This window comes from Arthrobacter sp. 10T44 (assembly GCF_056393885.1).
Window position 1 is genome coordinate 67,098 of the sequence record NZ_JBFTGT010000010.1, and the last position, 26,451, is coordinate 93,548.

The 26,451-nt window shown below is 68.1% G+C and carries 25 protein-coding genes; 19 read left to right on the top strand and 6 right to left on the bottom strand.

Annotated elements, in window-relative coordinates; all coding sequences use genetic code 11:
• Positions 1-67: 67 nt before the first annotated feature.
• Positions 68-541, bottom strand: a complete 474-nt coding sequence (locus AC1DBL_RS15110) for an Lrp/AsnC family transcriptional regulator (RefSeq protein ID WP_441419327.1) — start codon at positions 539-541, stop codon at positions 68-70.
• Between the two features lie 195 nt (positions 542-736).
• On the opposite strand from AC1DBL_RS15110, the gene pdhA reads away from it, so the two are divergent.
• Genes pdhA through AC1DBL_RS15125 form a run of 3 tightly spaced genes read left to right on the top strand, consistent with a single transcriptional unit; the run spans position 737 to position 4,334 of the window.
• A complete protein-coding gene (pdhA, locus tag AC1DBL_RS15115; protein WP_441419328.1) occupies positions 737-1,915 on the top strand; it encodes a pyruvate dehydrogenase (acetyl-transferring) E1 component subunit alpha in 1,179 nt (392 codons plus the stop codon).
• Positions 1,915-2,925 carry an alpha-ketoacid dehydrogenase subunit beta gene (locus tag AC1DBL_RS15120; RefSeq protein WP_441419329.1) on the top strand — a complete coding sequence of 337 codons (1,011 nt, stop codon included), beginning with the start codon at positions 1,915-1,917 and terminating at the stop codon, positions 2,923-2,925. The genes pdhA and AC1DBL_RS15120 overlap by 1 nt, the downstream gene beginning before the upstream one ends.
• Positions 2,922-4,334, top strand: coding sequence for a dihydrolipoamide acetyltransferase family protein (locus AC1DBL_RS15125; protein WP_441419330.1), 1,413 nt, complete (start codon positions 2,922-2,924; stop codon positions 4,332-4,334). Before AC1DBL_RS15120 ends, AC1DBL_RS15125 begins: the two co-directional genes overlap by 4 nt.
• A gap of 158 nt (positions 4,335-4,492) precedes the next feature.
• Here the strand turns inward: AC1DBL_RS15125 and AC1DBL_RS15130 are convergent, their stop codons facing one another.
• Positions 4,493-5,119 (bottom strand): SACE_7040 family transcriptional regulator, encoded by a 627-nt coding sequence (locus tag AC1DBL_RS15130; RefSeq protein ID WP_441419331.1) that lies wholly within the window; start codon positions 5,117-5,119, stop codon positions 4,493-4,495.
• Between the two features lie 156 nt (positions 5,120-5,275).
• Here AC1DBL_RS15130 and AC1DBL_RS15135 point away from each other — a divergent pair, with 156 nt between their 5' ends.
• The 7 genes from AC1DBL_RS15135 to AC1DBL_RS15165 are packed head-to-tail and all read left to right on the top strand — an operon-like array spanning position 5,276 to position 13,262.
• A complete protein-coding gene (locus AC1DBL_RS15135; RefSeq protein WP_441419332.1) occupies positions 5,276-6,883 on the top strand; it encodes a carboxyl transferase domain-containing protein in 1,608 nt (535 codons plus the stop codon).
• 7 nt (positions 6,884-6,890) lie between these two features.
• On the top strand, positions 6,891-9,071 hold the full coding sequence (locus AC1DBL_RS15140; protein WP_476926407.1) for an acetyl/propionyl/methylcrotonyl-CoA carboxylase subunit alpha: 2,181 nt from the start codon (positions 6,891-6,893) through the stop codon (positions 9,069-9,071).
• Positions 9,072-9,124: 53 nt separating this feature from the next.
• Positions 9,125-10,288 (top strand): acyl-CoA dehydrogenase family protein, encoded by a 1,164-nt coding sequence (locus AC1DBL_RS15145; protein WP_441419334.1) that lies wholly within the window; start codon positions 9,125-9,127, stop codon positions 10,286-10,288.
• A gap of 19 nt (positions 10,289-10,307) precedes the next feature.
• Complete coding sequence (locus tag AC1DBL_RS15150) at positions 10,308-11,090, top strand: CoA transferase subunit A (protein WP_441419335.1); 783 nt, start codon at positions 10,308-10,310, stop codon at positions 11,088-11,090.
• A gap of 2 nt (positions 11,091-11,092) precedes the next feature.
• A complete protein-coding gene (locus tag AC1DBL_RS15155) occupies positions 11,093-11,854 on the top strand; it encodes a CoA transferase subunit B (protein WP_441419336.1) in 762 nt (253 codons plus the stop codon).
• Positions 11,851-12,429: a MaoC family dehydratase gene (locus tag AC1DBL_RS15160; RefSeq protein ID WP_441419337.1), complete on the top strand. Its 579-nt coding sequence runs from the start codon at positions 11,851-11,853 to the stop codon at positions 12,427-12,429. The genes AC1DBL_RS15155 and AC1DBL_RS15160 overlap by 4 nt, the downstream gene beginning before the upstream one ends.
• Positions 12,426-13,262 (top strand): HpcH/HpaI aldolase/citrate lyase family protein, encoded by an 837-nt coding sequence (locus AC1DBL_RS15165; protein WP_476926408.1) that lies wholly within the window; start codon positions 12,426-12,428, stop codon positions 13,260-13,262. The genes AC1DBL_RS15160 and AC1DBL_RS15165 overlap by 4 nt, the downstream gene beginning before the upstream one ends.
• 83 nt (positions 13,263-13,345) lie before the next feature.
• Here the strand turns inward: AC1DBL_RS15165 and AC1DBL_RS15170 are convergent, their stop codons facing one another.
• The 4 genes from AC1DBL_RS15170 to AC1DBL_RS15185 are packed head-to-tail and all read right to left on the bottom strand — an operon-like array spanning position 13,346 to position 16,889.
• Positions 13,346-13,747, bottom strand: a complete 402-nt coding sequence (locus tag AC1DBL_RS15170) for a universal stress protein (RefSeq protein WP_476909708.1) — start codon at positions 13,745-13,747, stop codon at positions 13,346-13,348.
• On the bottom strand, positions 13,744-15,378 hold the full coding sequence (locus AC1DBL_RS15175) for a tripartite tricarboxylate transporter permease (RefSeq protein ID WP_476926409.1): 1,635 nt from the start codon (positions 15,376-15,378) through the stop codon (positions 13,744-13,746). The genes AC1DBL_RS15170 and AC1DBL_RS15175 overlap by 4 nt, the downstream gene beginning before the upstream one ends.
• Positions 15,379-15,882 carry a tripartite tricarboxylate transporter TctB family protein gene (locus AC1DBL_RS15180; RefSeq protein ID WP_441419341.1) on the bottom strand — a complete coding sequence of 168 codons (504 nt, stop codon included), beginning with the start codon at positions 15,880-15,882 and terminating at the stop codon, positions 15,379-15,381. It abuts the gene before it with no gap.
• Positions 15,879-16,889, bottom strand: coding sequence for a Bug family tripartite tricarboxylate transporter substrate binding protein (locus AC1DBL_RS15185; protein WP_476926410.1), 1,011 nt, complete (start codon positions 16,887-16,889; stop codon positions 15,879-15,881). Before AC1DBL_RS15185 ends, AC1DBL_RS15180 begins: the two co-directional genes overlap by 4 nt.
• A 293-nt stretch (positions 16,890-17,182) precedes the next feature.
• Here AC1DBL_RS15185 and AC1DBL_RS15190 point away from each other — a divergent pair, with 293 nt between their 5' ends.
• The 9 genes from AC1DBL_RS15190 (at position 17,183) to AC1DBL_RS15230 (ending at position 26,083) form a co-directional block, all read left to right on the top strand.
• A complete protein-coding gene (locus AC1DBL_RS15190; RefSeq protein WP_476926411.1) occupies positions 17,183-18,790 on the top strand; it encodes a sensor histidine kinase in 1,608 nt (535 codons plus the stop codon).
• Complete coding sequence (locus AC1DBL_RS15195; protein ID WP_476926412.1) at positions 18,787-19,473, top strand: response regulator; 687 nt, start codon at positions 18,787-18,789, stop codon at positions 19,471-19,473. Before AC1DBL_RS15190 ends, AC1DBL_RS15195 begins: the two co-directional genes overlap by 4 nt.
• A 103-nt stretch (positions 19,474-19,576) precedes the next feature.
• Entirely contained in the window at positions 19,577-20,761 is a 1,185-nt protein-coding gene (gene dxr, locus AC1DBL_RS15200) for a 1-deoxy-D-xylulose-5-phosphate reductoisomerase (protein WP_441419345.1), read from the top strand.
• A 40-nt stretch (positions 20,762-20,801) separates the two neighbouring features.
• Positions 20,802-22,133, top strand: a complete 1,332-nt coding sequence (locus AC1DBL_RS15205) for a M50 family metallopeptidase (protein ID WP_476893548.1) — start codon at positions 20,802-20,804, stop codon at positions 22,131-22,133.
• 180 nt (positions 22,134-22,313) lie between these two features.
• A complete protein-coding gene (locus AC1DBL_RS15210) occupies positions 22,314-23,039 on the top strand; it encodes a MarR family transcriptional regulator (RefSeq protein ID WP_441419347.1) in 726 nt (241 codons plus the stop codon).
• Positions 23,036-23,560, top strand: a complete 525-nt coding sequence (locus AC1DBL_RS15215; RefSeq protein ID WP_441419348.1) for a hypothetical protein — start codon at positions 23,036-23,038, stop codon at positions 23,558-23,560. Before AC1DBL_RS15210 ends, AC1DBL_RS15215 begins: the two co-directional genes overlap by 4 nt.
• A gap of 126 nt (positions 23,561-23,686) precedes the next feature.
• A complete protein-coding gene (locus AC1DBL_RS15220) occupies positions 23,687-23,980 on the top strand; it encodes a YciI family protein (RefSeq protein ID WP_441419349.1) in 294 nt (97 codons plus the stop codon).
• Positions 23,981-24,042: 62 nt separating this feature from the next.
• Positions 24,043-25,209, top strand: a complete 1,167-nt coding sequence (ispG, locus tag AC1DBL_RS15225) for a flavodoxin-dependent (E)-4-hydroxy-3-methylbut-2-enyl-diphosphate synthase (RefSeq protein WP_138769799.1) — start codon at positions 24,043-24,045, stop codon at positions 25,207-25,209.
• Entirely contained in the window at positions 25,172-26,083 is a 912-nt protein-coding gene (locus tag AC1DBL_RS15230; RefSeq protein ID WP_476893551.1) for a GNAT family N-acetyltransferase, read from the top strand. The genes ispG and AC1DBL_RS15230 overlap by 38 nt, the downstream gene beginning before the upstream one ends.
• Positions 26,084-26,451 lie beyond the last annotated feature (368 nt).

Below are 26,451 nucleotides of genomic sequence, written 5' to 3' on the forward strand. Positions count from 1 at the left end.
GAGCCCCCGTGCAGTTGCACGGGGGCTCCTCTTTGCCTTGCGGTTGCCAGGCAGCCAGGTGAACGGCTCAGGCCTCCGCGGAGCCGCGTTCCAGCAGCGGCTGGATCCGGAAGGGAATCAGTTCACCCATGGCCAGGGCGGTATCGGTGCGCTCCACGCCGTCGCAGGCGAGGATCTTGCCGTTGATCCGGAAGAGGTCCTCGGCGTCGAGGGCAACCACCCGGAGCAGCAGGTCGGCGGAACCGGTGAGGCCGTAGCCTTCCAGGATTTCCGGGATGCCCGCCAGTTCCACCGCCAATTGGCCCAGTTTCTGCTGCTGGACGTGGACGGAGATGAACGCCATCAGGGGATAGCCCAGGGCGGCCGGGTTGATCCGGCGTTCGAAGGAGAGGAAGACGTGCTTTTTCTCCAGCTGGGCCATCCGGGCCTGCACCGTATTGCGCGACAAGCCCAGCTTCTGCGCCAGTGCCACCACGGTACGCCGGGGATCCCTCGCCATGGCCGAAAGTAGGCGGGTGTCGGTGCCATCCAAAGCTTGCATAATGCGCAAGGTTAGCACGGTCCCAAAGGGCCAGACAGGGCAGAATGCTCAATTTATTCGAGGGTGGTTGTACCCAATGGCAGTTGTGAGTAGGGTCACAATTATCCGGGGCAACGGCGCCCGGGTGGCCGTCGCGCGTAGGGATCACGAGTCCCGCGGGCAGGGTCAGACGACGTCAGAAGGTGCGGACAAACTGTGTTTACCGACGACGCGGGCAAGGGCGGCATTGCCGCCGGCGGCCCCGGGAACAGTGCAGAATCAAACAGGCGCTCGGGCGGCGATCTCGTCCAGCTCATCACCCCGGGAGGTGAGCGCGTAAGCCATCCGGAGTTCGACTCCTGGGTCCAGGACGTGAGCGACGAACAACTCACCTCGCTCTACGAGGACATGGTGGCCATCCGCCGGATCGACGCCGAGGCCACCGCCTTGCAGCGCCAGGGCGAGCTCGCCCTGTGGCCTCCGCTGCTGGGCCAGGAAGCATCCCAGATCGGCTCGGCACGTGCGCTCCGCGACGACGACTTCGTCTTCCCCAGCTACCGTGACAACGGCGTCGCCTATGTCCGCGGGGTCCAGCCGGCGGACATCGTGAAAGCCTGGCGCGGCAACGCCCTGGCCGGCTGGGATCCCTACACGGTGAACGTGGCGACGCAGCAAATCATCATCGGCGCCCAGTCGCTGCACGCCACCGGGTACGCCATGGGGATCCAGAACGACGGCGCTGATTCGGTGGCCGTGGCCTACTTCGGCGACGGCGCCACCAGCGAAGGCGACGTCAACGAGGCCATGGTCTTCGCGGCGAGCTTCCAGGCCCCCGTGGTCTTCTTCTGCCAGAACAACCACTGGGCCATCTCCGAGCCCGTAATGCTGCAATCCCACATCCAGATCGCGGACCGCGCCTCCGGCTTCGGCATCCCGAGCATGCGCGTCGACGGCAACGACGTGCTGGCCGTCATGGCCGCCACAAGGATCGCCATCGACCGTGCCCGCCGCGGCGGGGGACCCACCTTCATTGAGGCCGTCACCTACCGGATGGGACCGCACACGACGGCGGATGACCCCACCCGCTACCGGGACGCCAACGAGCTCGAGGACTGGGCCGCGAAGGACCCGATCGCCAGGCTGAAGACCCTGCTCGACCGTAAGGGCCTGCTGACCGCCGAGCTGGAAACCGCCGTCGCCGCCAAAGCCGACGCCGTCGCCAAGGAACTGCGCTCCGGCACCATCAACATGCCGGAACCGGCGCCGCTGGACATCTTCAAGCACGTGTACAGCACGCCCAACTCCTCGCTGGAGCGCCAGCAGGACCACTACACCCGTTACCTGGCTTCCTTCGGCGATCCCGCAGAGGCCGCTTCCGAAGAAGGTGCACGCTGATGACGCAGATGACCTTTGCCCGAGCCATTAATTCGGGCCTGCGCAAGTCCCTCGAAAACGATCCCAAGGTGATCCTCATGGGCGAGGACATCGGCACCCTTGGCGGTGTCTTCCGCGTCACCGACGGCCTGCAGAAAGACTTCGGAAAGCACCGCGTGGTGGACACCCCGCTCGCCGAATCCGGCATCCTCGGCACCGCCGTCGGCCTCGCCTACCGCGGCTACCGCCCGGTGGTTGAAATCCAGTTCGACGGCTTCATCTACCCGGCGTTCGACCAGATTGTCAGCCAGGTTGCCAAGATGCACTACCGCACCCAGGGCGCGGTCAAGATGCCGATCACCATCCGCGTGCCCTTCGGCGGCGGCATCGGCTCACCGGAACACCATTCCGAGTCGCCCGAGGCCTACTTCACCCACACCTCGGGCCTGCGCGTGGTCAGCGTCTCCAACCCGCAGGACGCCCACACCATGATCCAGCAGGCCATCGCCTCTGACGATCCGGTGCTCTACTTCGAGCCCAAGCGCCGCTACCACGACAAGGGCGAAGTCGATGAGTCGCTCGACCTCGCCGCCGCCCTGTCCATGGAGAAGGCGCGCGTGGTCACCGAGGGCACCGACGTGACGCTGGTCGCCTACGGTCCGCTCGTGAAGACCGCCCGCGACGCCGCGCTCGCTGCCGCGGATGAAGGCGTCTCCGTCGAGGTGATCGACCTGCGCTCGCTGGCCCCGCTGGACTTCGCGACCCTGGAGGCCTCGGTCCGGAAGACCGGCCGGCTGGTCATCACGCACGAAGCCAGCCAGTCCGGCGGCCTCGGCGCCGAAGTGGCCGCCAGCATCACGGAACGCTGCTTCTACCACCTCGAAGCGGCGCCCGTCCGGGTGACCGGCTTCGATGTCCCGTACCCGTATTCAAAGCTTGAAATGCACCACCTGCCGGGCCTGGACAGGATCCTCGACGGCGTCGACCGGGCCCTGGGCCGCCCCAACTCCCTTAGCGGGCTGGAAGGATGACCGCCACCATGATCAAGGAATTCCGGCTTCCGGACCTCGGCGAAGGCCTGACGGAATCAGAAATCGTCGCGTGGAAGGTGGGCGTCGGGGACACCGTCACGCTTAACCAGATCATCGCCGAGGTGGAAACAGCCAAGGCCGTCGTCGAACTGCCCTCGCCGTTCGCCGGCGTCGTGACGGCGCTGCATGAGCAGCCGGGCACCGTGGTTGAGGTCGGCAAGCCGATCGTCTCCTTCGAGATCGAGGGCGACGACGGCGGCGGTGACTCCGGGGAAGCCCCCGCCAAGCGGGAACCGAACCTGGTCGGCTACGGCGCCGTACTGGAAGGCTCCGGCCGTCCGGCCCGCCGCGCCCGCAGCTTCGCCGCCGCGGCAGCCCCGGCAGCTCCGGCGGCTCCTGTGGCAGCTCCCGCTGAAACCCCGGCTGCCGCGCCGGTCGGGGCAGCCGTGCAGACCGTGGCCGAACCCGCGCCGGTGGCAGACACCCATGGCGCTGACACCACTCCGGCAGAGCGTCCGCGCTCCACGCCGCCGGTGCGCAAGTTGGCCAAGGACCTCGGCGTCGACCTCGCAGCCATCACCGGCACGGGGGAGCGCGGGCTCATCACCCGCGATGACGTGCGGAACTTCGTTGGCGGCGGCGACCTTCCGGTGGCGCCCCAGGAACTCGCCGGCGGCCAGGCCGCTGCGCCGGCACCGGTACAGGGCGAGCGGGAAACCCGGACCCCGATCAAGGGCGTGCGGAAATTCACCGCGGCGGCCATGGTGTCCAGCGCCTTCACGGCGCCGCACGTCACCGAGTTCCTGACGCTCGACGTCACTCCCACCATGGAGCTGCTGGGCCGGCTCAAGGCCAGCCGCTCGTTCGCGGGCTACAAGCTGACACCGCTGACGCTGGTGTCCAAGGCTGTGCTGATCGCGCTGCGCAACCACCCGACGCTCAACGCCCGGTGGGACGAGGCCAACCAGGAGATCGTCCAGTTCAACTACGTCAACCTCGGCATCGCGGCCGCCACGCCGCGGGGGCTGACCGTGCCGAACATCAAGGACGCGGACCAGATGTCGCTGCTGCAGCTGTCTACCGCGCTTACGGAGCTGACTGAGACCGCCCGGGCCGGTAAAACGGCCCCGGCGGACCTCTCCGGCGGGACCATCTCCATCACGAACATCGGCGTCTTCGGCATCGACGCCGGCACGCCCATCCTCAACCCCGGCGAGGCCGCCATCCTGGCTCTCGGCGCGGTGCGGAAGATGCCGTGGGAGTACCAGGACGAGGTGGCGCTGCGCCAGGTCATGACGCTGAGCCTGTCCTTCGACCACCGGCTGGTCGACGGCGAACAGGGCTCCCGCTTCCTGCAGGACCTGGGCGCCATCCTGGCCGATCCCGGCATGGCGCTGGCGATGGTCTAGGCACTTCGGGGCCGGGCATCCACGCTATGGGTGCCCGGCCCTTTGCCGTCCGGGGGCACTTTGAGGGCAATATTCGACGGCGGGCCCTGGTTTGTCGGCGTGTCCGCGCCAATGTGCCCCCGGAGTGCTGCGGGGTTGAGCCGGGAAGAGGCCAGCCCTCAGCCGAGCGGGCGCGGTGTGGCCGGCGCCGTCAGGGCGGCCAGGGCCATGCTTTCGAGCAGTGGCCGGGCGCGCTTGAGGGCCATCCGGCGCCCGTGGTTGCGTACCGAGTGCGGCGTGGAGTTGATCAGGCCGAAGGTGGCGTGCGCGCGCATTCGCAGCTCAGCCGGATCGGTGTCCGGATGCAACCCGGCCAGGACGTCCACCCAGAGCTCCACATAGTTGCGCTGCAGGGTGCGGACCTCGGCCTCGTCATCGTCGTCGAGGTTGCTGAAGTCCTGGTCCTGGACCCGGATGACGTCCGGGTTGCTGAGCGCGAAGTCCACGTGGAATTCGACCAGCCCGGCGAGGGCCGCGGCGGCACCCTCGGATCCGGCCACCACGCTGCGGCCGCCCTCCAGGAGGTCCTGGCTGACACTGAGCAGCAGGGCCCCGAGGACCGCCTGCTTGCCGGCGAAGTGGCGGTACACGGCGGGCCCGCTGACCCCGGCGGCGGCGCCCAGGTCCTCCAAGGAAACGCGGTTGAAGCCGTCCGCTGCGAAGAGGGCGGCCGCCGCAGTGAGCAGCGCCTTCCGGCGGTTCTCCTTGGCCTGGCTTCGCTGGGTTGTCTGGCTGGACTCGGTCACCGGCGTCCCTCTCGACTGTCCTGTGTTGAGACTATCCTGTGTTGGACATCACAGTTAATAGAGACTAACCTAAATCTCAGTTATGCGTTACTAACCGAAATGGCCGGGACGCCCCACGGGGGCGGGCACCGCACGGCCGGGGACGGAAAGCAGTCAATGGAGACAATCGCCAGCCAGCTGGACGCGGGCAGCCCGGGCTACGCCGCGAACCGCGAGGCGCAGCTCGGCCTGGCCCGGGAGCTGAAGGACCGCCTCGCCGCCGTCGCGCTGGGCGGGCCGGAGAAGTCCCGGCAACGGCACGTGGCACGCGGCAAGCTGCTCCCGCGGGAACGGATCGACCGGCTGCTCGACGACGGCAGCCCCTTCCTGGAGATCGCCCCGCTGGCGGCCGAGGGCATGTACAACGGCGACTCGCCGGGCGCCGGGGTGATTGCCGGGATCGGCCTGGTCCACGGCCGCCAGGTCCTGGTCATCTCCAACGACGCCACCGTCAAGGGCGGCACCTACTATCCGATGACGGTGAAGAAGCACCTCCGGGCGCAGGAAATCGCGCTGGAGAACCGGCTGCCCTGCATCTACCTCGTGGACTCCGGCGGCGCCTTCCTGCCAAAGCAGGACGAGGTCTTCCCGGACAAGGAGCACTTCGGCCGGATCTTCTTCAACCAGGCCAAGATGTCCGCAGCCAAGATCCCGCAGATCGCCTCGGTGATGGGCTCCTGCACCGCCGGCGGCGCCTACGTTCCCGCGATGAGCGACGAGACCGTGATCGTCCGCAACCAGGGCACCATCTTCCTCGGCGGCCCGCCGCTGGTGAAGGCCGCGATCGGCGAGATCGTCACGGCCGAGGAACTTGGCGGCGGCGAGGTGCACTCCAAGATCTCCGGCGTCACCGACCACCTCGCCGAGAACGATGAACACGCCCTGCAGATTGTCCGGGACATCGTCTCCACCCTGCCGAAGCCGGCGGCCCCCGTCTGGGACGTGGACACCGTCGTCGACCCCGTTGCCGACCCGGACGAGCTGTACGGAGCGGTGCCCACCGACGTCAACGCGCAGTACGACGTCCGCGAGGTTATCGCCCGGCTGGTGGACGGCAGCCGCTTCCACGAATTCAAGAAGAACTACGGCACCACCCTGGTCACCGGCTTCGCGAAGCTGCACGGCCACCCCGTAGGCATCGTGGCGAACAATGGCGTGCTCTTCAGCGAGTCCTCGCTCAAGGGCGCGCACTTCATCGAACTCTGCGACCAGCGCGGCATCCCGCTGATCTTCCTGCAGAACCTCTCCGGCTTCATGGTCGGCAAGGACTACGAGCAGGGCGGCATCGCCAAGAACGGCGCCAAGATGGTCACCGCCGTCGCCACCGCCCGGGTTCCCAAACTCACGGTGGTGATCGGCGGGTCCTTCGGCGCCGGCAACTACTCGATGTGCGGCCGCGCCTACTCGCCGCGCTTCCTCTGGATGTGGCCGGCTTCCCGGATCTCGGTGATGGGCGGCAACCAGGCCTCCAGCGTGCTCGCCACCGTCAAGCGGGACCAGTACGAGGCCCGCGGCGAGGAATGGTCCGCCGCGGACGAGGAAGCCTTCAAGGCCCCCATCAAGGCCCAGTACGAGGACCAGGGCAGCCCCTACTACTCCACTGCCCGCCTCTGGGACGACGGCGTAATCGACCCCGCGGACACCCGCACCGTCCTGGGACTGGCGCTCGACGTCGTCTCCCGCACCCCGCTGCCGGAGACCTCCTTCGGCCTGTTCCGGATGTGAGCCAGCAATGACTACTTTTTCGTCGACTACTTCTCTTCCAGCACCCCGGAAGCCGCTCTTCGGCACCGTCCTCGTCGCCAACCGCGGCGAGATCGCCTGCCGAGTGATCCGCACCCTCCGGGCCCTCGGCATCCGTTCCGTGGCGGTCTATTCCGCCGCCGACGCCGACGCCCGCCACGTGCGCGAGGCGGACGTCGCCGTCCGGATCGGCCCCGCGGCCGCCACCGAGAGCTACCTCAAGATCGAGGCCATCATCCAGGCCTGCCGGGACACCGGCGCCGACGCCGTGCACCCCGGCTACGGCTTCCTGAGCGAGAACGTCGACTTTGCCCGCGCACTGGAAAAAGCCGGGATCACGTTCATTGGGCCCGGCGTCGAATCCCTGAACGTCATGGGAGACAAGATCCGCTCCAAGAACCACGTCACCGGCTACGGCGTCCCCGTGGTTCCGGGCATCGCCGAACCCGGCATGACCGACACGCAGCTGATCGAGGCGGCGGCCGGCGTCGGCTTCCCGCTGCTGATCAAGCCCTCCGCCGGCGGCGGCGGCAAGGGGATGCACGTCGTCGACCGGCCTGAGGACCTGGAAGCCACGCTGGCCACCGCCCGCCGGGTGGCGGCGAGTGCCTTCGGCGACGACACCCTGTTCCTGGAACGGCTCGTCACCACGCCGCGCCACATCGAGGTCCAGGTGCTGGCGGACAACCACGGCAACGTCATCCACCTTGGCGAGCGTGAGTGCTCCCTGCAGCGCCGGCACCAGAAGGTCATCGAGGAGGCACCCTCCCCGCTGCTCGAAACCCTGCCCGACGGGGCGGACATCCGTGCCCGGATTGGCGAGGCCGCCTGCCAGGCCGCACGCAGCGTCAGCTACAGCGGCGCCGGCACCGTGGAGTTCCTCGTCTCGGACAACGCCCCGGACGAGTTCTTCTTTATGGAGATGAACACCCGGCTGCAGGTCGAACACCCGGTCACCGAGATGGTCACCGGCGTGGACCTGGTCGAATGGCAGGTGCGGATCGCCGCCGGGGAGGAACTCACCCTCCGCCAGGACGACGTCGTGCTGACCGGACACTCGGTGGAGGCCCGGGTATACGCCGAGATACCGGAGAAGAACTTCCTTCCATCCATCGGACGCGTCGTGCTGCTGGACGAAGAGCCGGATGCCGCAGCGGGCCGCGTCCGTGTCGACTCGGCCCTGCTGGAGGGCCTCCAGATCTCCAGCAGCTACGACCCGATGATTTCCAAGGTCATCGCCTGGGGCGGGGACCGGGCGGAGGCCCTGGACACCCTGGACCGGGCGCTCGCCGGGTACACCGCCCTAGGCATTGACACCAACGTCGAGTACCTGCGGCTGCTGATCAATGACGCCGATGTCCGCGCCGGACGCCTCGACACCGGCCTGATCGAACGCAAGATGCCCGAGTTCACGTTCCGGCATGCGGGCGACTTCGAGGTGGCCGCTGCCGCCGTCTTCGCCGCGGCGATGCGGGAACCCGATTCAGTTGACGCCGGGGAAGGACCTTGGCGCCGCCGTGACGGCTGGAGGCTCGGTGCAGCTGCCCCGCGCCGGATCAGTCTCGGAACGCCCGACGGCGGAATCGCCAACGTTGAGGTGTCCGGCTCGCTAGGGCGGGGGACTGCGACGGTCAGCGTCAATGGCGGCCCGCAACGCACAGCATCGTTGGGTTTCGCCGGGCGCAACCAGGCAGAGGTGACCCTCGACGGGGAAGCCCGACGGTTTTCCCTTGCACAGGTGTCCACGGGCCCCGACCACCCGGGGCCGGACAGCCCTGCGCCCACCGACATATTCCTCGGCAACGACGGCTGGTCCTGCCGCCTCGAGGTGCTGAGCCGCGAGGCCCGGCTCGCCCGGGTGCTGGCCGCCGTCGAACGCGAGGAAGGCGCCGCCGACCCGGCGGTGCGCTCGCCGATGCCCGGCACCGTGGTGTCCGTCTCGGTCAGCAACGGCGAGACCGTGACAGCCGGACAGGTCCTGCTCTCGGTGGAGGCCATGAAGATGGAGCACCAGCTGGTGGCGCCGCTGGACGGCACCGTCCACATCAGCGCCGGCACCGGAGACCTCGTCAAGGCGGACCAGGTGCTGGCCACCATCCACCCCGCCGAGCCGTCGAAAGCCGAAGACACGATCGAAGAAGCCGTCATCGCGATGGGCGCGGCGGACTAGCCCCGTACGCCCACCACCACACCACAGCCACACCAGACACAGGAGTCACCCCCATGCCAGATTTTGAACTCAGCGAGGACTACCAGGACCTCAGCAACACCGTCCGCGAATTCGCCGACCAGGTGGTGGCCCCGGTTTCCGCCAAGCACGACGAAGAGCACAGCTTCCCCTACGAGGTCGTCTCGCAGATGGCGGACATGGGCCTGTTCGGACTGCCGTTCCCGGAAGAGTTCGGCGGCATGGGCGGGGACTACTTCGCCCTCGCCCTGGCCCTGGAACAGCTCGGCCGCGTGGACCAGTCGGTCGCGATCACCCTCGAGGCCGGCGTCTCGCTCGGCGCCATGCCGATCCACCGCTTCGGCACCGACGCGCAGAAGCAGGAATGGCTGCCGCTGCTGGCCTCCGGCAAGGCGCTCGCAGGCTTCGGCCTGACCGAGCCCGAGGCAGGCTCCGACGCCGGCGGCACCAAGACCACCGCGCGCCTCGAGGGCGGGGAGTGGGTCATCAACGGAAACAAGGAGTTCATCACCAACTCCGGCACCGATATCACCAAGCTCGTCACCGTCACCGCGGTGACCGGCCAGCAGGAACGCCCGGACGGAAGCATCAAGAAGGAAATCTCCACCATCCTGGTGCCCGCCGGCACGCCCGGCTTCACGGCGGAGAAGGCCTACAACAAGGTCGGCTGGAACGCCTCGGACACCCACCCGCTGACCCTCGACAACGTCCGTGTCCCCGAGCAAAACCTGCTCGGCACCCGGGGCCGCGGCTACGCGAACTTCCTCTCCATCCTCGACGAGGGCCGGATCGCGATCGCCGCCCTCGCCGTCGGCGCCGCCCAGGGCTGCGTGGACCAGTCGGTGAAATACGCCAAGGAGCGCAGCGCCTTCGGCCAGAACATCGGCAAGTACCAGGCCATCGCGTTCAAGATCGCCCGGATGGAAGCCCGCGCCCACACCGCCCGCCTGGCCTACTACGACGCGGCCGCCCGGATGCTCGCCGGCAAGCCGTTCAAGACACAGGCGGCCATCGCTAAGATGGTCGCAGGCGAGGCAGCCATGGACAACGCGCGGGACGCCACCCAGGTGTTCGGCGGCTATGGCTTCATCAACGAATTCACCGTGGCGCGCCACTACCGCGACTCCAAGATCCTCGAAGTCGGCGAGGGCACCACGGAGGTCCAGCTGATGCTGATCGCCCGCGAACTGGGACTGTAGCCGGCCGGAAGGGTCACCGATGATCAACAAAGTTGTTGCCAGCGCCGCCGAGGCCGTCGCGGACATCCCCGACGGCGCCTCCCTCGCCGTCGGCGGCTTCGGGCTGTGCGGCATCCCGGTGGCGCTAATCGACGCCCTGCATGAGAGCGGCGCGACGGATCTGGAAACTGTGAGCAACAACTGCGGCGTGGACGACTGGGGGCTCGGCATCCTGCTCAAGGACGGCCGGATCCGCCGCACCATCAGCTCGTACGTGGGGGAGAACAAGGAATTCGCCCGGCAATACCTGGCCGGCGAACTCGAAGTAGTCCTGACCCCGCAGGGCACGCTGGCCGAGAAGCTGCGCGCCGGCGGAGCCGGCATCCCGGCCTTCTACACGCCCGCCGGCGTCGGGACCCAGGTCTCCGACGGCGGCCTGCCGCAGAAGTACGACGCCGACGGGACCGTCGCTATCGCCTCCGCAGCCAAGGAAGTCCGCAGCTTCCACGGCGCCGACTACGTGCTGGAGGAGGCACTGACCCCCGACTTCGGCCTGGTGCACGCCTGGAAGGGCGACCGGCACGGCAACCTGGTGTTCCATGCCACCGCAATGAACTTCAATCCGCTCTGCGCCATGGCCGGCCGGATCACCATCGCCGAGGTTGAGGAGCTCGTGGAGCCGGGGGAGCTGGACCCGGAGCACGTCCACGTCCCCGGCATCTTTGTCCAGCGGGTGGTCCTCGCGCCGCAGGCGGAGAAACGGATCGAAAAGCGCACCACCTCCAGCACCACCTCCAGCACCACCGAGAAGGCAGGAGCATAGCCGTGGAGACGAACAACGCGCAGGGCGCGCCGCCCAGGCCCGAAGCGGTCCGGCACGAATACCGGCGTTCCGCCGTCGAACACCCCGCCGGCGTGCAAGGCAAGGGCTGGACGCGCAACGAACTGGCCGCCCGGGTGGCCCAGGAGCTGCACAACGGCCAGTACGTCAACCTCGGCATCGGGATGCCCACGCTGATCCCCAACTACATTCCGGCCGGCGTCGAGGTGGTGCTGCACTCGGAGAACGGGATCCTCGGCGTCGGGCCCTACCCGGCCGAGGACCAGGTGGACCCGGACCTGATCAACGCCGGCAAGGAAACGGTCACCGTCAACAAGGGCGCCGCGTTCTTCGACTCGGCCGCATCCTTCGGCATGATCCGCGGCGGCCACGTCGACGTGGCGGTGCTCGGCGCCATGGAAGTGGCGCAGAACGGGGACCTCGCCAACTGGATGATCCCCGGCAAGATGGTCAAGGGCATGGGCGGGGCGATGGACCTGGTCTTCGGCGCCAAGAACGTGATCGTGATGATGGAGCACGTGGACCGCAACGGCAACCCGAAAATCGTGGAACGGTGCACCCTGCCGCTGACCGGCAAGGGCTGCGTCGACCGGATCATCACCGACCTTGCCGTGATCGACGTCGTGACCGAAGGCGGCAAGTCCCGGCTGGTGCTGCGCGAGCTGGCGCCCGACGTCACCGCGGAGGACGTGGCCGCGGCCACCGGCGCCGAACTCTTCGAGGAAGACCAGGAACTCACCGTATGACAACGAATGCAGCGCCCGGGTCCGGAACCGGCCGCCGGGTGATTGAACAGCGCGGGCTCTACTTCGACGAACTTGAAGAGGGCGTGCTCTACGCGCACCGGCCCGGCCGGACCGTGACGGAGACGGACAACGTCCTGTTCACCACCATGACCATGAACACCCAGGCGCTGCACCTCGACGCCGCCTGGAGCGCCGGACAGCCGTTCGGCCAGCGGCTGATGAACTCCATGTTCACCCTCGCCACCCTGGTAGGGCAGTCCGTCCCGCAACTGACCCAAGGAACCATCATCGCGCAGCTGGGACTGACGGACGTGTCCTTCCCGCACCCGCTGTACCACGGGGACACGCTCTACACGGAGACCGTGGTCACCGGCAAGCGGCTCTCCTCGTCCCGGCCAGGCCAGGGCATCGTGACCATGCAGCACACCGGCCGGAACCAGGACGGCGTCGTGGTGGCCCTAGCGACCCGCAGTTGCCTGATGTGGACGCGGGAGGCGCATGCCTCACAGCAGGAACCGGCGCAGCAGGCACCGGGGCAGAAAGACGCAGCCGAAAAGGGGACAATCGAAGCATGAGCTTCCTGATGGGCCCCGCCCTGCTGTTTTGCCCCGCCGACCGACCCGAGCGCTACCAAAAGGCCGCCGAGCGCTCCGATGCCGTCATCGTGGACCTCGAGGACGCCGTCGCGCCGGCCGACAAGCAGCGCGCCCGCGGCGCCATTCTCGCCCAGCTCGGCTCCGCCGGGGACGTCCCCGAACTGGATCCCAGCCGCACAATCATCCGGCTCAACCCGGCCGGTACGGAGGAGTTTGAGAAAGACCTGCACTGCCTCAAGCACACTCCCTACCGGCACGTGATGCTTGCCAAGGCCGAAAGCGCCGCCCAGCTCAAAGAGCTCGAGGGCTACAGCGTGATCGCCTTGTGCGAGACGGCCGCCGGCATCGTCAACGCCGCCGCTATCGCCGCGGAACCCAACGTGGTGGGCCTGATGTGGGGCGCCGAGGACCTGCTCGCCTCACTTGGCGGCACCTCCAGCCGGAGCGACGACGGCGGCTACCGCGCCGTTGCGTTGCACGCCCGCTCCACCGTGCTGCTGGCCGCCCGCGCGTTCGGCAAGGACGCGATCGACTCCGTCTACGTTAACATTCCCGACCTTGACGGCCTCGGAGCCGAGGCCCGCGACGCCGTCGCGTCCGGCTTCGGCTCCAAGGCCTGCATCCACCCGAACCAGGTGGCCGTGGTCCGGGACGCCTACGCCCCGTCCGAATCCGACGTCGCCGCGGCCACCGAACTGCTCCGCGCCGCCGCTGCCGCCGGAACGGGCGTGTTCCAGTACCAGGGCAAGATGATCGACGGTCCCATCCTCAAGCACGCCGAAGCCACGCTCCGCCGCGCCGGACGCCCGTGACAACTGCCCTCGCGAGATGACACTTCGCGGCAATGCTGCACCCAGGCATTGCCGCGAAGTGTCATTTCGGGCTTAGGGCCCGGTCAGGGCTGGTGGCCGGCCTTTACGGCAAGCACCGGGCAGCCTGCCTCGAGGAGGATCTGCTGGGCCGTGCTCCCCATGATGAGTTTCCCCACCGGGGTGCGCCGCCGAAGGCCGATGACGATCAGGTCCGCCCGGTGCTGTTCTGCTGCCTGCAGGACCTCGGTGGCTGCGTCGTTTCCACGGACCGGCTGCTGGACGAGGTGCTCGATGCCCTCCTTCTTCAGCCGTTCCTCGATCCCGACGATCTCCTCATCCTCGGCGTAGCGCTTGTCCACGAGGGCGTCGCCCCGTGAGGAATTGATCACCACCAGGAGTTTCGCATCCTTGCGGGCCTGGCTGATGGCTGCTTCGAGTGCCGCCGTTCCCTCCGGAGTGGGAAGGTAGCCAACGATGATGCTCATGGTCGCTCCTGTCGTCCTGCTGCTGTGTTCGTGGTGGTGTCCATGTCGCGGTCATCGAAGGGCTGGGCGTTCGCGCCACCGGCGTCTGTCCGGTCAGGGTCAGCCTCCGGCGTGGCGTGCATGCCGGCAAACGCCGGCTCCGCCTGTGGCCGCGACCTGCGCCAGGCCTTCAGCAGCAGCGGCCACGCCAGGATGATCGCCACGATGACGTAGATGCCGACGGCGATCGGCTCGCTCCACAGACCGGCCGGGTCCCCGGCGCTAAGCTGCAGTGTTTTGCGCAGTTGGCCTTCGACCCGGGGGCCCAGGATCACGCCGAGGATGAGCGGCAGGACCGGCAGGCCGAACCGGCGCATCATGAACCCGAGCGCGCCGAGCACCAGCAGGATCACCAGGTCGAACGCCTGCAGGTTCACGGAGTAGGCGCCAAGGGTGGCGAAGAAAAGGATCCCGGCGTACAGGTACGGTCGCGGCAGCTGCAGGAGTTTTGCCCAGAGCGGTGCCAGCGGCAGGTTGATGACCAACAGCAGGAAGTTTCCGATGAAGAGGCTGGCAATAAGGGCCCACACCAGCGGTCCCTCGCTCTCGAACAGCTGCGGCCCCGGCTGGATGCCGTACGAGGTGAAGGCCGCCAGCATCACGGCGGCGGTGGCGTTGGTCGGCAGCCCCAGCGCCAGCATCGGGGTCAGGGTGCCGGCCGCCGCCGCGTTGTTGGCGGCTTCCGGTCCGGCGACACCCTCGATGGCGCCCTTGCCGAACTCCTCGGGGTGCTTGGTGAGCCGCTTTTCCGTGACGTAGGACAGGAAAGTCGGGATCTCCGCGCCCCCGGCGGGCAGCGCACCAAACGGGAAGCCGAGCACGGTTCCCCGCAGCCAGGGCTTCCAGGACCGCTTCCAGTCCTCTTTGCCCATCCAGGGCTGCCCCACCGGGATGATGTGGAGCGGGGTCCGGCGAAGGTGGGCGGCCACCCACAGGGCTTCGCCCACGGCGAAGATGGCCACGGCTACCACCACGATGTCGAGCCCATCACTGAGCAGCGGCTGGCCGAACGTGAGGCGCGCCTGCCCTGTGACGGAGTCCATTCCGACCAGCCCAATCGCCAGGCCAAGGCCCAGCGAGGCGAAACCGCGGAGGCGGGAGGAACCGAGCACTGCGGTGACGGCCAGGAGCGCCAGGACCATGATGGCGAAGTAGCTCGGCGATCCGAGGCTGACGGCGAATTTGACCACAATGGGTGCGCAGACCGCGAGGAGGGCGGTGCCGATTGTTCCGGCCACGAAGGAACCGATGGCCGCGGTGGCCAGTGCCTGGGCGGCCCGCCCGGCCTTGGCCATCTTGTTGCCTTCAATGGCCGTGACCACGGACGAGGACTCACCGGGGGTGTTGAGCAGGATCGAGGTGGTGGATCCGCCGTACATGCCGCCGTAGTAGATGCCGGCGAACATGATGAAGGCGCTGGTGGGCTCCAGCACGTACGTGACGGGGAGCAGGAGCGCCACGGTCATCGCCGGGCCCAGTCCCGGCAGGACGCCGACGGCGGTGCCAAGGACCACGCCGATCACGGCGTAGAGGAAATTCATGGGGGTCAGGGCGGTGGCGAAGCCGTCCATCAAGGAACTAAAGACGTCCATTTAGAGGATCCCTTCCAGCAGCCCGGCGGGCAGCGAAATTCCGAGGCCGAGGTAGAAGCCATAGAAGGTGAGCAGGGACAGGGCAACGGAGATCAGCCCGTCGCGGACGTAGTGCCGGCTGCCGAGGGCCCAGACGCTGCCCCAAAAGAGAACGGTTCCGGAAATGACCCAGCCGGCCCAATCAATGATCAGGACGTTGGCGATGAACGCTCCCGCGAGGGGAAGCACGGTCTTCCAGTCGGCAGGATGGGACAGGTCGACGTCCTCGCCACCTTCAGTCTCGCCGTGTCCGCCCCGCAGCACGTTGATGGCCAGCATCACCGCGCACACAATCAGCAGGCCGGCCACGATGTAGGGGACCGTTTTCGGGCCGACCGGGTCCGATTTGGAGTACGGGGTTACCAGGCCGACGGCGTCCCATAGGACCACCCCGCCGGCCGCCCCGAGCAGGAGGGCGACCCCCAGCTCGGAGCGGCCTTTGAGCCTGGAAGTCAAAGACGTCACGCCAGTCCAAGCTTCGTCAAGACATCGGCCACGCGCTTGTCCTGCTCGGTCAGGAAGGACTTGAAGTCGTCACCGGTGAGGAAGGCGTCGGACCAGCTGTGCGACTTGAGGGCCTCCTTCCACGAAGCGGTGCCGTGCATCTTCTCCAGGGCAGCGATCAGGGAAGCCTTGTCGGCGTCGCTGATGCCGGGAGGGGCAACAACACCGCGCCAGTTGCTGAAGACCAGGTCGATGCCGGATTCCTTGAGCGTGGGGGCGTCGACGCCGTCGAGGCGCTTCTCCCCGCTGGTCGCCAGCACGCGGACTTCGCCGGACTCGATCTGCTTCAGGTACTCACCGGCACCGGAGGCGGCGAAGCCGAGCTTGTTGCCGAGGATGGCCGGAAGGAGATCGCCGCCGCCGTCGTAGGAAACGAAGTTGACCTTGGTCGCGTCGATGCCGACTGCACCGGCCAGCTGCATGGGGAGAAGGTGGTCGGGCCCGCCGGGGGAGGAGCCGCCGCCTACGCTGATCGATCCGGGATTGGCCTTCCACGCCGCCACCAGGTCCTTGATGGTTTTATACGGGGAGTCCTTGGCGACCATGATCGCGCCTGGCTCTTCGATGAGCCGGGCCAGCGGAGTGGTGTCCGTAAGCTTCGACCCGGACTTGTTGGTGTAGCTCGCGCCGACGACGCCGAGGCCCATCAGCATGGCGAGGTCGCCGTTGCTCTTCTCGTTGACCACGCGGGCCAGGCCCACCGTACCGCCGGCGCCGGCGAGGTTGAAGACCTCCGTGTTGCTGGCGATCTTCTCGTCGTCGAGGACCTTCGCGGCGGCGCGGGCCGTGGTGTCGTACCCTCCGCCCGGGGTGTTGGGCACCAGGATCTGCAGGCCCGTGATGGGCCCCGCAGCGGCTCCGGAGCTGGCCGTACCGGTGGAGCTCTTGCCGGTGGCACCGCAGCCGGTGGCCATCAGCGCGATGCCGGCAGCGACGGCGGCAATTCGCAATGCGCGGATTTGGCGCATGTTTCCTCTTCTCAAATTTGGTTAGTCAATAATCGGCCAGCGGACTGGCCGGTGGTTTGATGTTAGGGGCCGACGTGACGGGGGCCACTCTTGTGTACGCAGAGAAAGTTAAGTTCATTTCGTTCACGTTTCCGGCACTTCACATGGCCCGCAGCGGAGCGGAAGCGGCACCGTTGGGTGGGGTATAGTTCACGGCACCGCCGCGGATCGTGATGCACAGACGCGCCGTTCCCGCGCTCCCGCGGCGTGGCAAGCACCCTGAGGAAAGACAGTTCGTGACTCGACGAAGAGGAATGTCCCTGGCAGGACAGTATCTGGTTCTGCAGTTGCTTATTGTCATGGCCGTGTTGGTGGGCGTCGTCGCCATTTCGCTGGCGCAGTCTGGTGCCGCCTTCGAGCGCATCGAGGGCCGCCGGGCGCTATCCGCCGCCGAAGCGCTGGGCAGCAATCCCGCCGTCCGGGCGTTGCTTCCCGCGGCAGAGCCGGCAAAAGGCTCGGCCCTGCCGTCGGTGGCGGAATCCGTCCGGACGGTTTCCGGGTCGTCGCAGGTCGCGCTCGCCAAGCTGGACCGCACGGTTGTGGCCTCCTCAGACCCGTCCTTGCTGGGCCGCTCGCTGCAACTAGGGGAGAGCCGCGTCATGGAGGGACGGGCCTGGACCGGTGTGGTGGGAGGAACGGGCACCGTCCTGCTCTCAGCCCACGTTCCCGTCCTGGACGATTCCGGCACCATGATCGGCATTGCCTCGATCGGCCGGAACTACCCTTCCGCGTGGGAACGGCTGGGCGACGCCATCCCCAACCTGCTCACTTACCTGGGCGTCGCCAGCGTGCTCGGCGTCGCCGGCTCCTTGTTGCTCTCCCGCAGGGTGAAGCGGCAGACCCTCGGCATGGAGCCGAGCGAAATCTCCGGCCTGGTGGAGAACCGCGAGGCGATGCTTTTCGGGCTCAAGGAGGGAGTGGTGGCACTGGACCTTCGCGGACGGATTACCGTGGCGAACGACAGTGCCCGGGCGCTGCTGGGCCTGCCGCCGGACTGCGTGGGCAAGGACCTGGCCGGGCTCCCGGTTGAACCGGCGCTCAAGGAAGTGATGACCGGCGAACAGCCGGGCCAGGACCAGATGGTTTTGGTGGGGGAACGACTCGTGGTGCTGAACCGGGTGCCCATTCGTTCGAAGGGCCGGGTTATGGGTTCCGTCGCTACCTTGCGTGACCGGACTGAGCTCTCGTCACTGGAACGCGAGCTCGGTGCAACGCGTACGGCCACGGACACCCTCAGGGCGCAGGCCCACGAGTTCGCAAACCAGCTGCACGTCATCTCGGGACTGATCCAGATTGGCGAGTACGACTCCGTGGTGCAGTTCGTCAACGGCGTCACCGTGGACCGGACGCGGCTCAGCGACGACGTGACCAGCCGCATCCAGGACCCGGCGCTCGCCGCTCTGCTCATCGCCAAGTCGAGCCTCGCCGTGGAGCGCGGAGTGCTGCTGCAGCTGGACCCCGCGTCGTCACTGTCGCGGGTGGGGGACGAACTTTCCCGGGACCTGACCACCGTCGCCGGAAACCTCGTGGACAACGCACTCGACGCCGTCACGGCGGCAACGGAGGCCTCTGTCCGGGTCCTTGTCGAAGACAGCCAGGGGGAAGTTGTCGTGACCGTGAGGGACACCGGCCCGGGCATTGACGGCGCGGCGGCCGATGAGATCTTCCGCCAGGGGTTCAGCACCAAGCAACCCGGTCCCGACGGCGGCCGGGGCTTTGGCCTGGCGCTCTCGCGCGTGGTCTGCCGGCGCAGCGGCGGAAGCCTCACAGTGGCTAACGACGGCGGGGCAGTCTTTACGGCCCGGCTGAAAAGGACGCCGGCCAAGCGGGCGCCGGGGAAAGGAAAGGTGGGCAGGCTGTGATCAATGTCCTCATCGTCGACGACGACTTCATGGTGGCAAAAGTCCATTCCGGATTCATTCAGCGCACACCCGGCTTCGCCGTCGTGGGCCTGGCGCACACCGGAGCCCAGGCGCTCGCCGAAACCGCCCGGCTGCAGCCGGACCTGGTCCTCCTCGACATTCACCTCCCCGACATTAATGGGCTGGACCTGATGGCCAGGCTGCGGGAGACGGCGCCGGAACTGGACGTGCTGGTGATCAGCGCGGCCCGCGAGGTCGAGACCGTCCGCCGGGCACTGCGGGGCGGGATTGTGCATTACCTGATCAAGCCGTTTTCGCAGTCGGACCTGCAGGAGCGGCTGGAGCACTATCGCAACGCCTACCAGGGGCTGGACCAGGCCAAGGACGTGGCCGAACAGGCGGACGTGAACCGCGTCTTCGGGCTGGAACGCACCGAGCGCGGGGACCGCACGGAAATCCGCCTCCCCAAGGGGTGCAGCGCCGAGACCCTGCGGCGGGTGGTCGACGTGCTTCAGGCGGCCGAGGCGGATCTCTCGGCGGCCGAAGTCGCGGACCTGCTGGGCACGTCCCGCGTCAGCGCCCGCCGCTACCTGGAGTACCTGCACGACGAGGCGAGGGTGGGCGTCCGCCTCAAGTATGGCGCGGGCCGTCCCGAACGACGCTACGAGCTGGAGCCGGCGTGACGCCGCCCGTGTCCGTGTAATCGCCGAGCTGACAGATCACGGCAGTGTTCCTCGCAAACACTGCCGTGACCTGCCACTTCGCGCGGTGCGGGATACTTAAGCCATGCAGCCGCGCACAATCGTCCTCCTCGGATCCACGGGGTCCATCGGCACCCAGGCCATCGACGTCGTCGACGGCGCCCCGCACCTCTTCGAGATCGTGGCCCTCAGCGCCGGCGGCGGCAACCCCGACCTCCTCGCCCGGCAGGCCGTGCACACCCGGGCCCGGGCCGTCGGCATCGCCAGCGGGGACGCGGTGGCGCTTCAACAGCTGATCGACGACGCCGCCCGCGCGGCCGGCGTCACCGGCTACCGTCCGGAGATCATCACCGGCCCCGACGCCTCCACCCGGATCGCGGAAATCCCCGCCGACGTCGTGCTCAACGGCATCACCGGCTCGATCGGGCTCGCCCCCACGCTGGCCGCGCTCAAATCCGGCGCCACGCTGGCGCTGGCGAACAAGGAATCCCTGATCGTGGGCGGAGCCCTGGTCAAGGCGGCCGCCCGCGAAGGCCAGATCGTCCCGGTCGATTCCGAGCACTCGGCGATTGCCCAGTGCCTGCGTTCCGGCACGGCCGCCGAGGTGGACCGGCTGGTGTTGACGGCCTCGGGCGGCCCGTTCCGCGGCATGACGCGGGAGCAGCTGCAGGACGTCACCCCCCGGGATGCCCTCGCGCACCCCACCTGGGACATGGGCCTGATGGTCACCACCAACTCCGCGAGCCTGGTCAACAAGGGCCTGGAAGTCATCGAGGCCCACCTGCTCTTCGACATCCCGCTGGAGCGGATCGACGTCGTGGTCCACCCGCAGTCGGTGGTGCACTCGATGGTCCAGTTCGTGGACGGTTCCACCATCGCCCAGGCCTCGCCGCCGGACATGCGGCTGCCCATCGCCCTGGGCCTGGGCTGGCCGGACCGGGTGGCCGGCGCCGCGCAGCCCTGCGACTGGAGCAAGGCCACCAGCTGGACCTTCGAGCCGCTGGACACCCGCGCGTTCCCCGCCGTCGGCCTGGCCAAGGACGCCGCCAGGCGGGGCAGCACCTTCCCGGCGGTCTTCAACGCCGCCAACGAGGAAGCCGTGACGGCCTTCCACGCCGGCCGGATCCGCTTCACCGATATTGTCGATACCATCGAAGCCGTCCTCAGTGAGCATTCAGGATCCTCCGGGCTGACGGTCGAATCCGTGCTGGATGCTGAACAGTGGGCACGTGCGCGGACGCTCGAGCGTTTGTCCGTGGGAAGTGCCTAAGAAGTAGCCCACCAGTGCCCAGGAAGTAGCAAAGCCCAGCATGAGTCCCGTTGTCCTCTTTATCCTCGGCGTCGTCTTCGTCGTGATCGGCATCGCCGTGTCCATCGCCCTGCACGAGGTGGGGCACCTGGTCCCGGCCAAGCTCTTCAAGGTGCGGGTCACTAAGTACATGATCGGCTTCGGACCCACCATCTGGTCAAAGCGCCGGGGCGAGACCGAGTACGGCTTCAAGGCGATCCCGCTCGGCGGCTTCGTTTCCATGATCGGCATGTACCCGCCGAACAAGGCCGACGGCAGCGTCCGGCCCTCCAGCACCGGCATGTTCCAGTCCCTCGCCGCCGACGCGCGTTCCCTGGCGCACGAGGAAATCGGTCCGGACGACGGGAACCGGGTCTTCTACCGGCTCCCGGTCTGGAAAAAGATCATCATCATGCTCGGCGGCCCCGCGATGAACCTGCTGATCGGCGTGGCGCTGACCGCCGTGCTGCTGATGGGCTTCGGCGTGTCCGCGTCCACCACCACCATCGCCGACGTCTCCAAATGCCAGGTAAAGGCCGGCGAGACCGTGGATCCGAACTCGGCCGACTGCAAGCCCACTCCCGCCGCCGCCGCGGGCCTCAAGCCGGGCGACCGCATCACCTCCTTCGACGGCAGGGCGGTCACCAGCTGGGAGGAGCTCACCGGCTGGATCCGCGCTTCGGCGGGCAAGCAGGTCGGCATCACGGTGGAGCGCGACGGCGCTCCGGTCGCCACCACTGTCACTCCGGTGCTGTCCTCGCGGCCGGTCGTCGGGGCGGACGGCCGGCAAGCCAAGGACGCCGACGGCAAGCTCCGCTACCAGGACGTCGGCTTCCTTGGCATCGGCGCCCAGACCGCGCTAGTGCAGCAGCCGGCGTCAGCCGTGCTGCCGCTGGCCGGCGAGAACATCAAGCAGATCGCCGGCGTCGTCGTGAACCTCCCGGCCCGCGTGGCCGGCGTGGCGCAGGCCGCCTTCAGCGAGGAGCCCCGCGACCCCAACGGTCCCATCAGCGTCGTCGGGGTGGGCCGCGTGGCGGGCGAGGTCGCCGCCATGGAACAGGTTCCGCTGCAGAGCCGGCTGGCCGCCTTGGTTGGGCTGCTCGCCGGGCTTAACTTCGCGCTGGCCGTGTTCAACCTTGTCCCGCTGTTGCCGCTCGACGGCGGCCATGTTGCCGGGGCGCTGTACGAGGGGGCCCGCCGCCAAATTGCCCGGCTGCTGGGCCGGCCGGACCCCGGTGCGTTCGACATCGCCAAGCTGCTGCCGGTGACCTACGTTGTGGCCGCGCTGCTGATGGGCATGGGCGCGCTGTTGATCTACGCGGACATCGTCAAGCCGGTCAACCTCTTCGGCTAGGCCGGCAACGTCCTGCCGGCCGGGCACCGCGGGCACCGGCCGCCGCGGTCTCCGGTCACCCCAACCGGTAACCAATTAACCGTGGGGGACTGTTTAGCTATCCTCAGCTTATTTCGGCTGATTTTGAATAATCAGTCCTAAGCGGTTGATACATTAGGATCAGCCGCCTAGGGTTGGGCTATGTACGTGATGACCATCGATCAGCGCGGCAGCAGCACCGACGTCGACCGCGTCCCGGGGCTCCTGGCCGAACTTGTGCAGCTTTGCCCCGGCGCACGCTTCGAGCGCTCCGTCGGCGACGAGGTCCAGGGCGTGCTGGAACGCCCCGGCCAGGTCGTGGAGATTGCCCTGCACGCGCTCCGCAGCGGGCGCTGGTATGTGGGCATCGGCGTCGGGTCCGTGGACCTCCCGCTGCCCGCGAGCCCGCGGGAAGGCTCGGGGCCGGCCTTTGTCGCGGCCCGCCTCGCGGTGGAACGGGCCAAGTCCGCCTCCTCCCACGTCCCGCTCGCCGTCGTCTCCGGCGGCCGACGGCGGGGGAGTGGCGCCGGCCCGGCGGACGATTCGCCAGGCGCCCTTGAGTGCGCCAACGCGGAGGCCGTGCTGCGGCTGATCGGGCGCCTTGTCCAGGACCGCACCGCCGCGCAGTGGAAGGTGGTCGACGTGCTGCGCGGCGTCCGGCAGGGACTCGCCGGCGCCCACGGGACCCAGAAGATCGCGGCCAGGCAACTCGGAATCACGGAACAATCGGTGAGCCGCGCGCTGCTTCGTTCCGGTTGGCAGGAAGAATGGGCGGCGAGGCCTGCTGCGGAAATGCTGCTGGCCCTGGCCAACGGCCTGACCGCCGGGCCGGACAACGACGCCGGCCGGAACGCCGCCCGCCAAGCCCCTAGCGAAGGAGACCGGTGAACACCCTCTGGATCACGCTGGCCCTGCTGATTGCCGGGTTCGCCGGCTGGCCGGTCACCGCCCTGGTGTTCCGGCTCGCCCGGACCATTGATGACCGCTCGGACAGCCGGGCCGACGCCGCCGGCGGTTCCCGTACCCCTGACAGTCCCGACGCGGACGGAACGGTCGACGGCGAGATCACCCGGCCTGCTACGGCGCCGTCCCTGCCCGCGGAGGACGGCGCCACCCCGGAGGCTGCTGCGGACGGCACCGGACCGGTGCCCGCGGTTCCGGGAGCCGGCACCCGCATCCTGCGCGGCGGCGCGATCATCGGCGTGCTCGAACGGTTGGCGGTCTGCCTGGCCATCCTGACCGGCCAGCCCGTCGCGATCGCCTACGTCGTGGCGATCAAGGGCCTCGGACGCTTCGCGGAGCTGAAGGAAACGCCGGTGGCCGCGGAACGGTTCATCATCGGCACCCTCACCTCGCTGCTGTGGGCGGCCGGTGTCGCGGCCCTCGCCAAGGTGCTTTTCCTCGGCTGAGACGCGTCCCGGCGGAAACGGCGCCAGGCGGCGCAAACGGAAGCCGGGCCGGCGTCGGACATCCCCGACAATGCGAACGGGCCCGCGCGGATGGGAACCGGGCGGGCAGGGCGATAGGGTAGCTGTATGACTGTTTTTGCTGTTGAGTACGTTTACGATGCCGAATCCGCCGAAGCTCGGGACGCTGCCCGTCCCGCGCACCGCGAATGGACCGCCGCACTTGCGCAGGAGGGCACCATCCTGGCCAGCGGCCCCTACTCGGACGGCGCCGGCGCCCTGCTCATCTTCAAGGCCGCGGACGAAGAGGCCCTGAATGAGTTGCTCAAGCAGGACCCCTTCGCCGGTGCCAGCGCTATCTCCGGCACCCGTACGATGGCTTGGGCTCCGCTGACCGGCCTGTTGGCCGGCCCTGCGGCCTAGCCCGCACCGCCAATCCCGCCATCGATCCATCGACCTAGAATTCGATTCACAGAGGAGTCCACGTGACCTCGGTCAGCCTGGGAATGCCGTCGGCACCGCCCCCCGTTCTTGCCCCGCGTCGGAAGACCCGCCAGATCAAGGTGGGCTCGGTCGGCGTCGGCTCCGACTCGCCGATCAGCGTGCAGTCGATGACGACGACTCCGACCACGGACATCAACGCCACCCTGCAGCAGATCGCCGAACTCACGGCCTCAGGCTGTGACATTGTCCGGGTGGCCTGCCCGTCCGCGGACGACGCCGAGGCCCTGCCGATCATTGCCAGGAAGTCGCAGATCCCGGTGATCGCGGACATCCACTTCCAGCCGAAGTACGTGTTCGCCGCGATTGAGGCCGGCTGCGCGGCCGTCCGCGTGAACCCGGGCAACATCCGCAAGTTCGATGACCAGGTCAAGGAAATCGCCCGCGCGGCCAAGGACCACGGCACCTCGATCCGGATCGGCGTCAACGCCGGGTCGCTGGAGCCGGGCATCCTGAAGAAATACGGCAAGGCCACCCCCGAAGCCCTCGTCGAATCCGCCGTCTGGGAAGCCTCGCTCTTCGAAGAGCACGGCTTCCACGACTTCAAGATCTCGGTCAAGCACAACGACCCCGTGATCATGGTGGCCGCCTACGAAATGCTGGCGGAAAAGGGCGACTGGCCGCTGCACCTCGGCGTGACCGAGGCGGGCCCGGCCTTCCAGGGCACCATCAAGTCCGCCACCGCCTTCGGCGCCCTGCTCTCCCGCGGGATCGGCGACACCATCCGGGTTTCCCTTTCCGCACCGCCGGTGGAGGAAATCAAGGTGGGCAACCAGATCCTGCAGTCCCTGAACCTGCGCCCGCGCAAGCTCGAGATTGTTTCCTGCCCCTCTTGCGGACGTGCCCAGGTGGACGTCTACACGCTGGCCGAGCAGGTCACGGCCGGACTGGAAGGCATGGAAGTCCCGCTGCGCGTCGCCGTCATGGGCTGCGTCGTGAACGGTCCCGGCGAGGCCCGGGAAGCGGACCTCGGCGTCGCCTCCGGCAACGGCAAGGGCCAGATCTTCGTGAAGGGCGAAGTCATCAAGACTGTTCCCGAAGACCAGATTGTTGAAACACTGATCGAAGAGGCCATGCGTCTCGCTGAAGAGATGGGGGAGTCCGATGGCGAAGATGCTGTCCAGGGTAGCCCCGTGGTTAGCGTCTCGTAGGGACGGTGCCGCAACCGGCGCCGCCACTGGCCTCACCGCCGGCCTCACCGTCAGGGTCCTGGCGGGGGCGGACACCCGTGCCCTGCTGGACCTGGCCCGGCAGGACGCCGTCGCCAACGTCTTCATCCTGTCCCACCTCGAGACCGCCGGGACGGCGTCGCCCACTGCCGGCGGCGCCAGCATTTTCGGCGTGTTCGACGGCGGCGCCCTGGTCGGCGCCTGCTGGGCCGGCGCCAACCTGGTGCCGGTGCAGCTGGATCCGGAGCTGGCCGGCCCGGTGGCAGCTGCGGCGCACCGGGCCGGCCGCCGCTACGCCTCCATCTTCGGCCCCGCCGAGGCGGTCCTGGCGCTCCATGCCGCGTTGGAGCAGTTGGGCCATTCCGCCCAGGAAATCCGCAGCGAGCAGCCACTCCTGACCATCGCCGGGCCGCCGGCCGTCGAGCCCAACCCTGCGCTTGGCTTCGGCCACCTCGCCGACTTCGACCGGATCCTGCCCGCCTGCGCGGCCATGTTCGAGGAGGAAGTGGGCTATTCGCCTTACCTGGGCGGCCGAGAGTACTACAGCCGCCGGGTCAAGGGCCTGATCCGGGCCGGCCACTCGCTGGTCCATCTGGGTCCGGACGGCGACGTGGTGTTCAAGGCCGAACTCGGTGCGGTGACACCGGAGGTCACACAGGTGCAGGGCGTCTGGATGAACCCGGCCTCCCGCGGGCTGGGCCTGAGCGCCGGCTACATGGCCGCCGTCGTGGTCCTGGCCCAGACCCTGGCGCCTGTCACGAGCCTGTACGTCAACGACTTCAACACCCGTGCCCGCGCCAGCTATGAGCGGGTGGGTTTCCACCAGGTGGGAACTTTTGCGACCGTGCTCTTCTAGACACGTTCGTGACAGCCATTTATGACAGAAATCTGGTTGCAGACTCTTGTTTTAGCGACTTGGATCACATAGGTTCTAGCTAGCCGCGCCGTGCAGGCGCGTGCGGTCTCAGGGGGAAACCAACCGTGGGCTGCGGGTGCCACCCGGCAGGGCAGCATCAGTCAACCCGGCAGCCTTGGACTTAGCGGCACTGGGGTCGCAGGGGCCACGCCATCACAGGATGACCAGCCGGAAACGGCCAGGGGCTTCCGTGTCATGGCGTGGCTCTTCCATTTCCGGAAGGGAACCGGGCCCCGGCTTGGCGGTAGATTAGTCTCTGGACATTTTCGTACCTACCCAGTCCACCCGCACTTCCTCAGAAACGGATA

Bases quoted from the DNA above. Each gene is read 5' to 3' on its own strand.
- AC1DBL_RS15135 (WP_441419332.1), top strand. From the start codon at position 5,276: ATGGAGACAATCGCCAGCCAGCTGGACGCGGGCAGCCCGGGCTACGCC.
- AC1DBL_RS15185 (WP_476926410.1), bottom strand. From the start codon at position 16,889: ATGCGCCAAATCCGCGCATTGCGAATTGCCGCCGTCGCTGCCGGCATC.
- AC1DBL_RS15110 (WP_441419327.1), bottom strand. From the start codon at position 541: ATGCAAGCTTTGGATGGCACCGACACCCGCCTACTTTCGGCCATGGCG.
- AC1DBL_RS15140 (WP_476926407.1), top strand. From the start codon at position 6,891: ATGACTACTTTTTCGTCGACTACTTCTCTTCCAGCACCCCGGAAGCCG.
- AC1DBL_RS15150 (WP_441419335.1), top strand. From the start codon at position 10,308: ATGATCAACAAAGTTGTTGCCAGCGCCGCCGAGGCCGTCGCGGACATC.
- AC1DBL_RS15190 (WP_476926411.1), top strand. From the start codon at position 17,183: ATGTCCCTGGCAGGACAGTATCTGGTTCTGCAGTTGCTTATTGTCATG.
- AC1DBL_RS15125 (WP_441419330.1), top strand. From the start codon at position 2,922: ATGACCGCCACCATGATCAAGGAATTCCGGCTTCCGGACCTCGGCGAA.
- AC1DBL_RS15210 (WP_441419347.1), top strand. From the start codon at position 22,314: ATGTACGTGATGACCATCGATCAGCGCGGCAGCAGCACCGACGTCGAC.
- AC1DBL_RS15175 (WP_476926409.1), bottom strand. From the start codon at position 15,378: ATGGACGTCTTTAGTTCCTTGATGGACGGCTTCGCCACCGCCCTGACC.
- AC1DBL_RS15120 (WP_441419329.1), top strand. From the start codon at position 1,915: ATGACGCAGATGACCTTTGCCCGAGCCATTAATTCGGGCCTGCGCAAG.
- AC1DBL_RS15145 (WP_441419334.1), top strand. From the start codon at position 9,125: ATGCCAGATTTTGAACTCAGCGAGGACTACCAGGACCTCAGCAACACC.
- AC1DBL_RS15220 (WP_441419349.1), top strand. From the start codon at position 23,687: ATGACTGTTTTTGCTGTTGAGTACGTTTACGATGCCGAATCCGCCGAA.
- AC1DBL_RS15170 (WP_476909708.1), bottom strand. From the start codon at position 13,747: ATGAGCATCATCGTTGGCTACCTTCCCACTCCGGAGGGAACGGCGGCA.
- AC1DBL_RS15230 (WP_476893551.1), top strand. From the start codon at position 25,172: ATGCTGTCCAGGGTAGCCCCGTGGTTAGCGTCTCGTAGGGACGGTGCC.
- AC1DBL_RS15165 (WP_476926408.1), top strand. From the start codon at position 12,426: ATGAGCTTCCTGATGGGCCCCGCCCTGCTGTTTTGCCCCGCCGACCGA.
- AC1DBL_RS15205 (WP_476893548.1), top strand. From the start codon at position 20,802: ATGAGTCCCGTTGTCCTCTTTATCCTCGGCGTCGTCTTCGTCGTGATC.
- AC1DBL_RS15160 (WP_441419337.1), top strand. From the start codon at position 11,851: ATGACAACGAATGCAGCGCCCGGGTCCGGAACCGGCCGCCGGGTGATT.
- dxr (WP_441419345.1), top strand. From the start codon at position 19,577: ATGCAGCCGCGCACAATCGTCCTCCTCGGATCCACGGGGTCCATCGGC.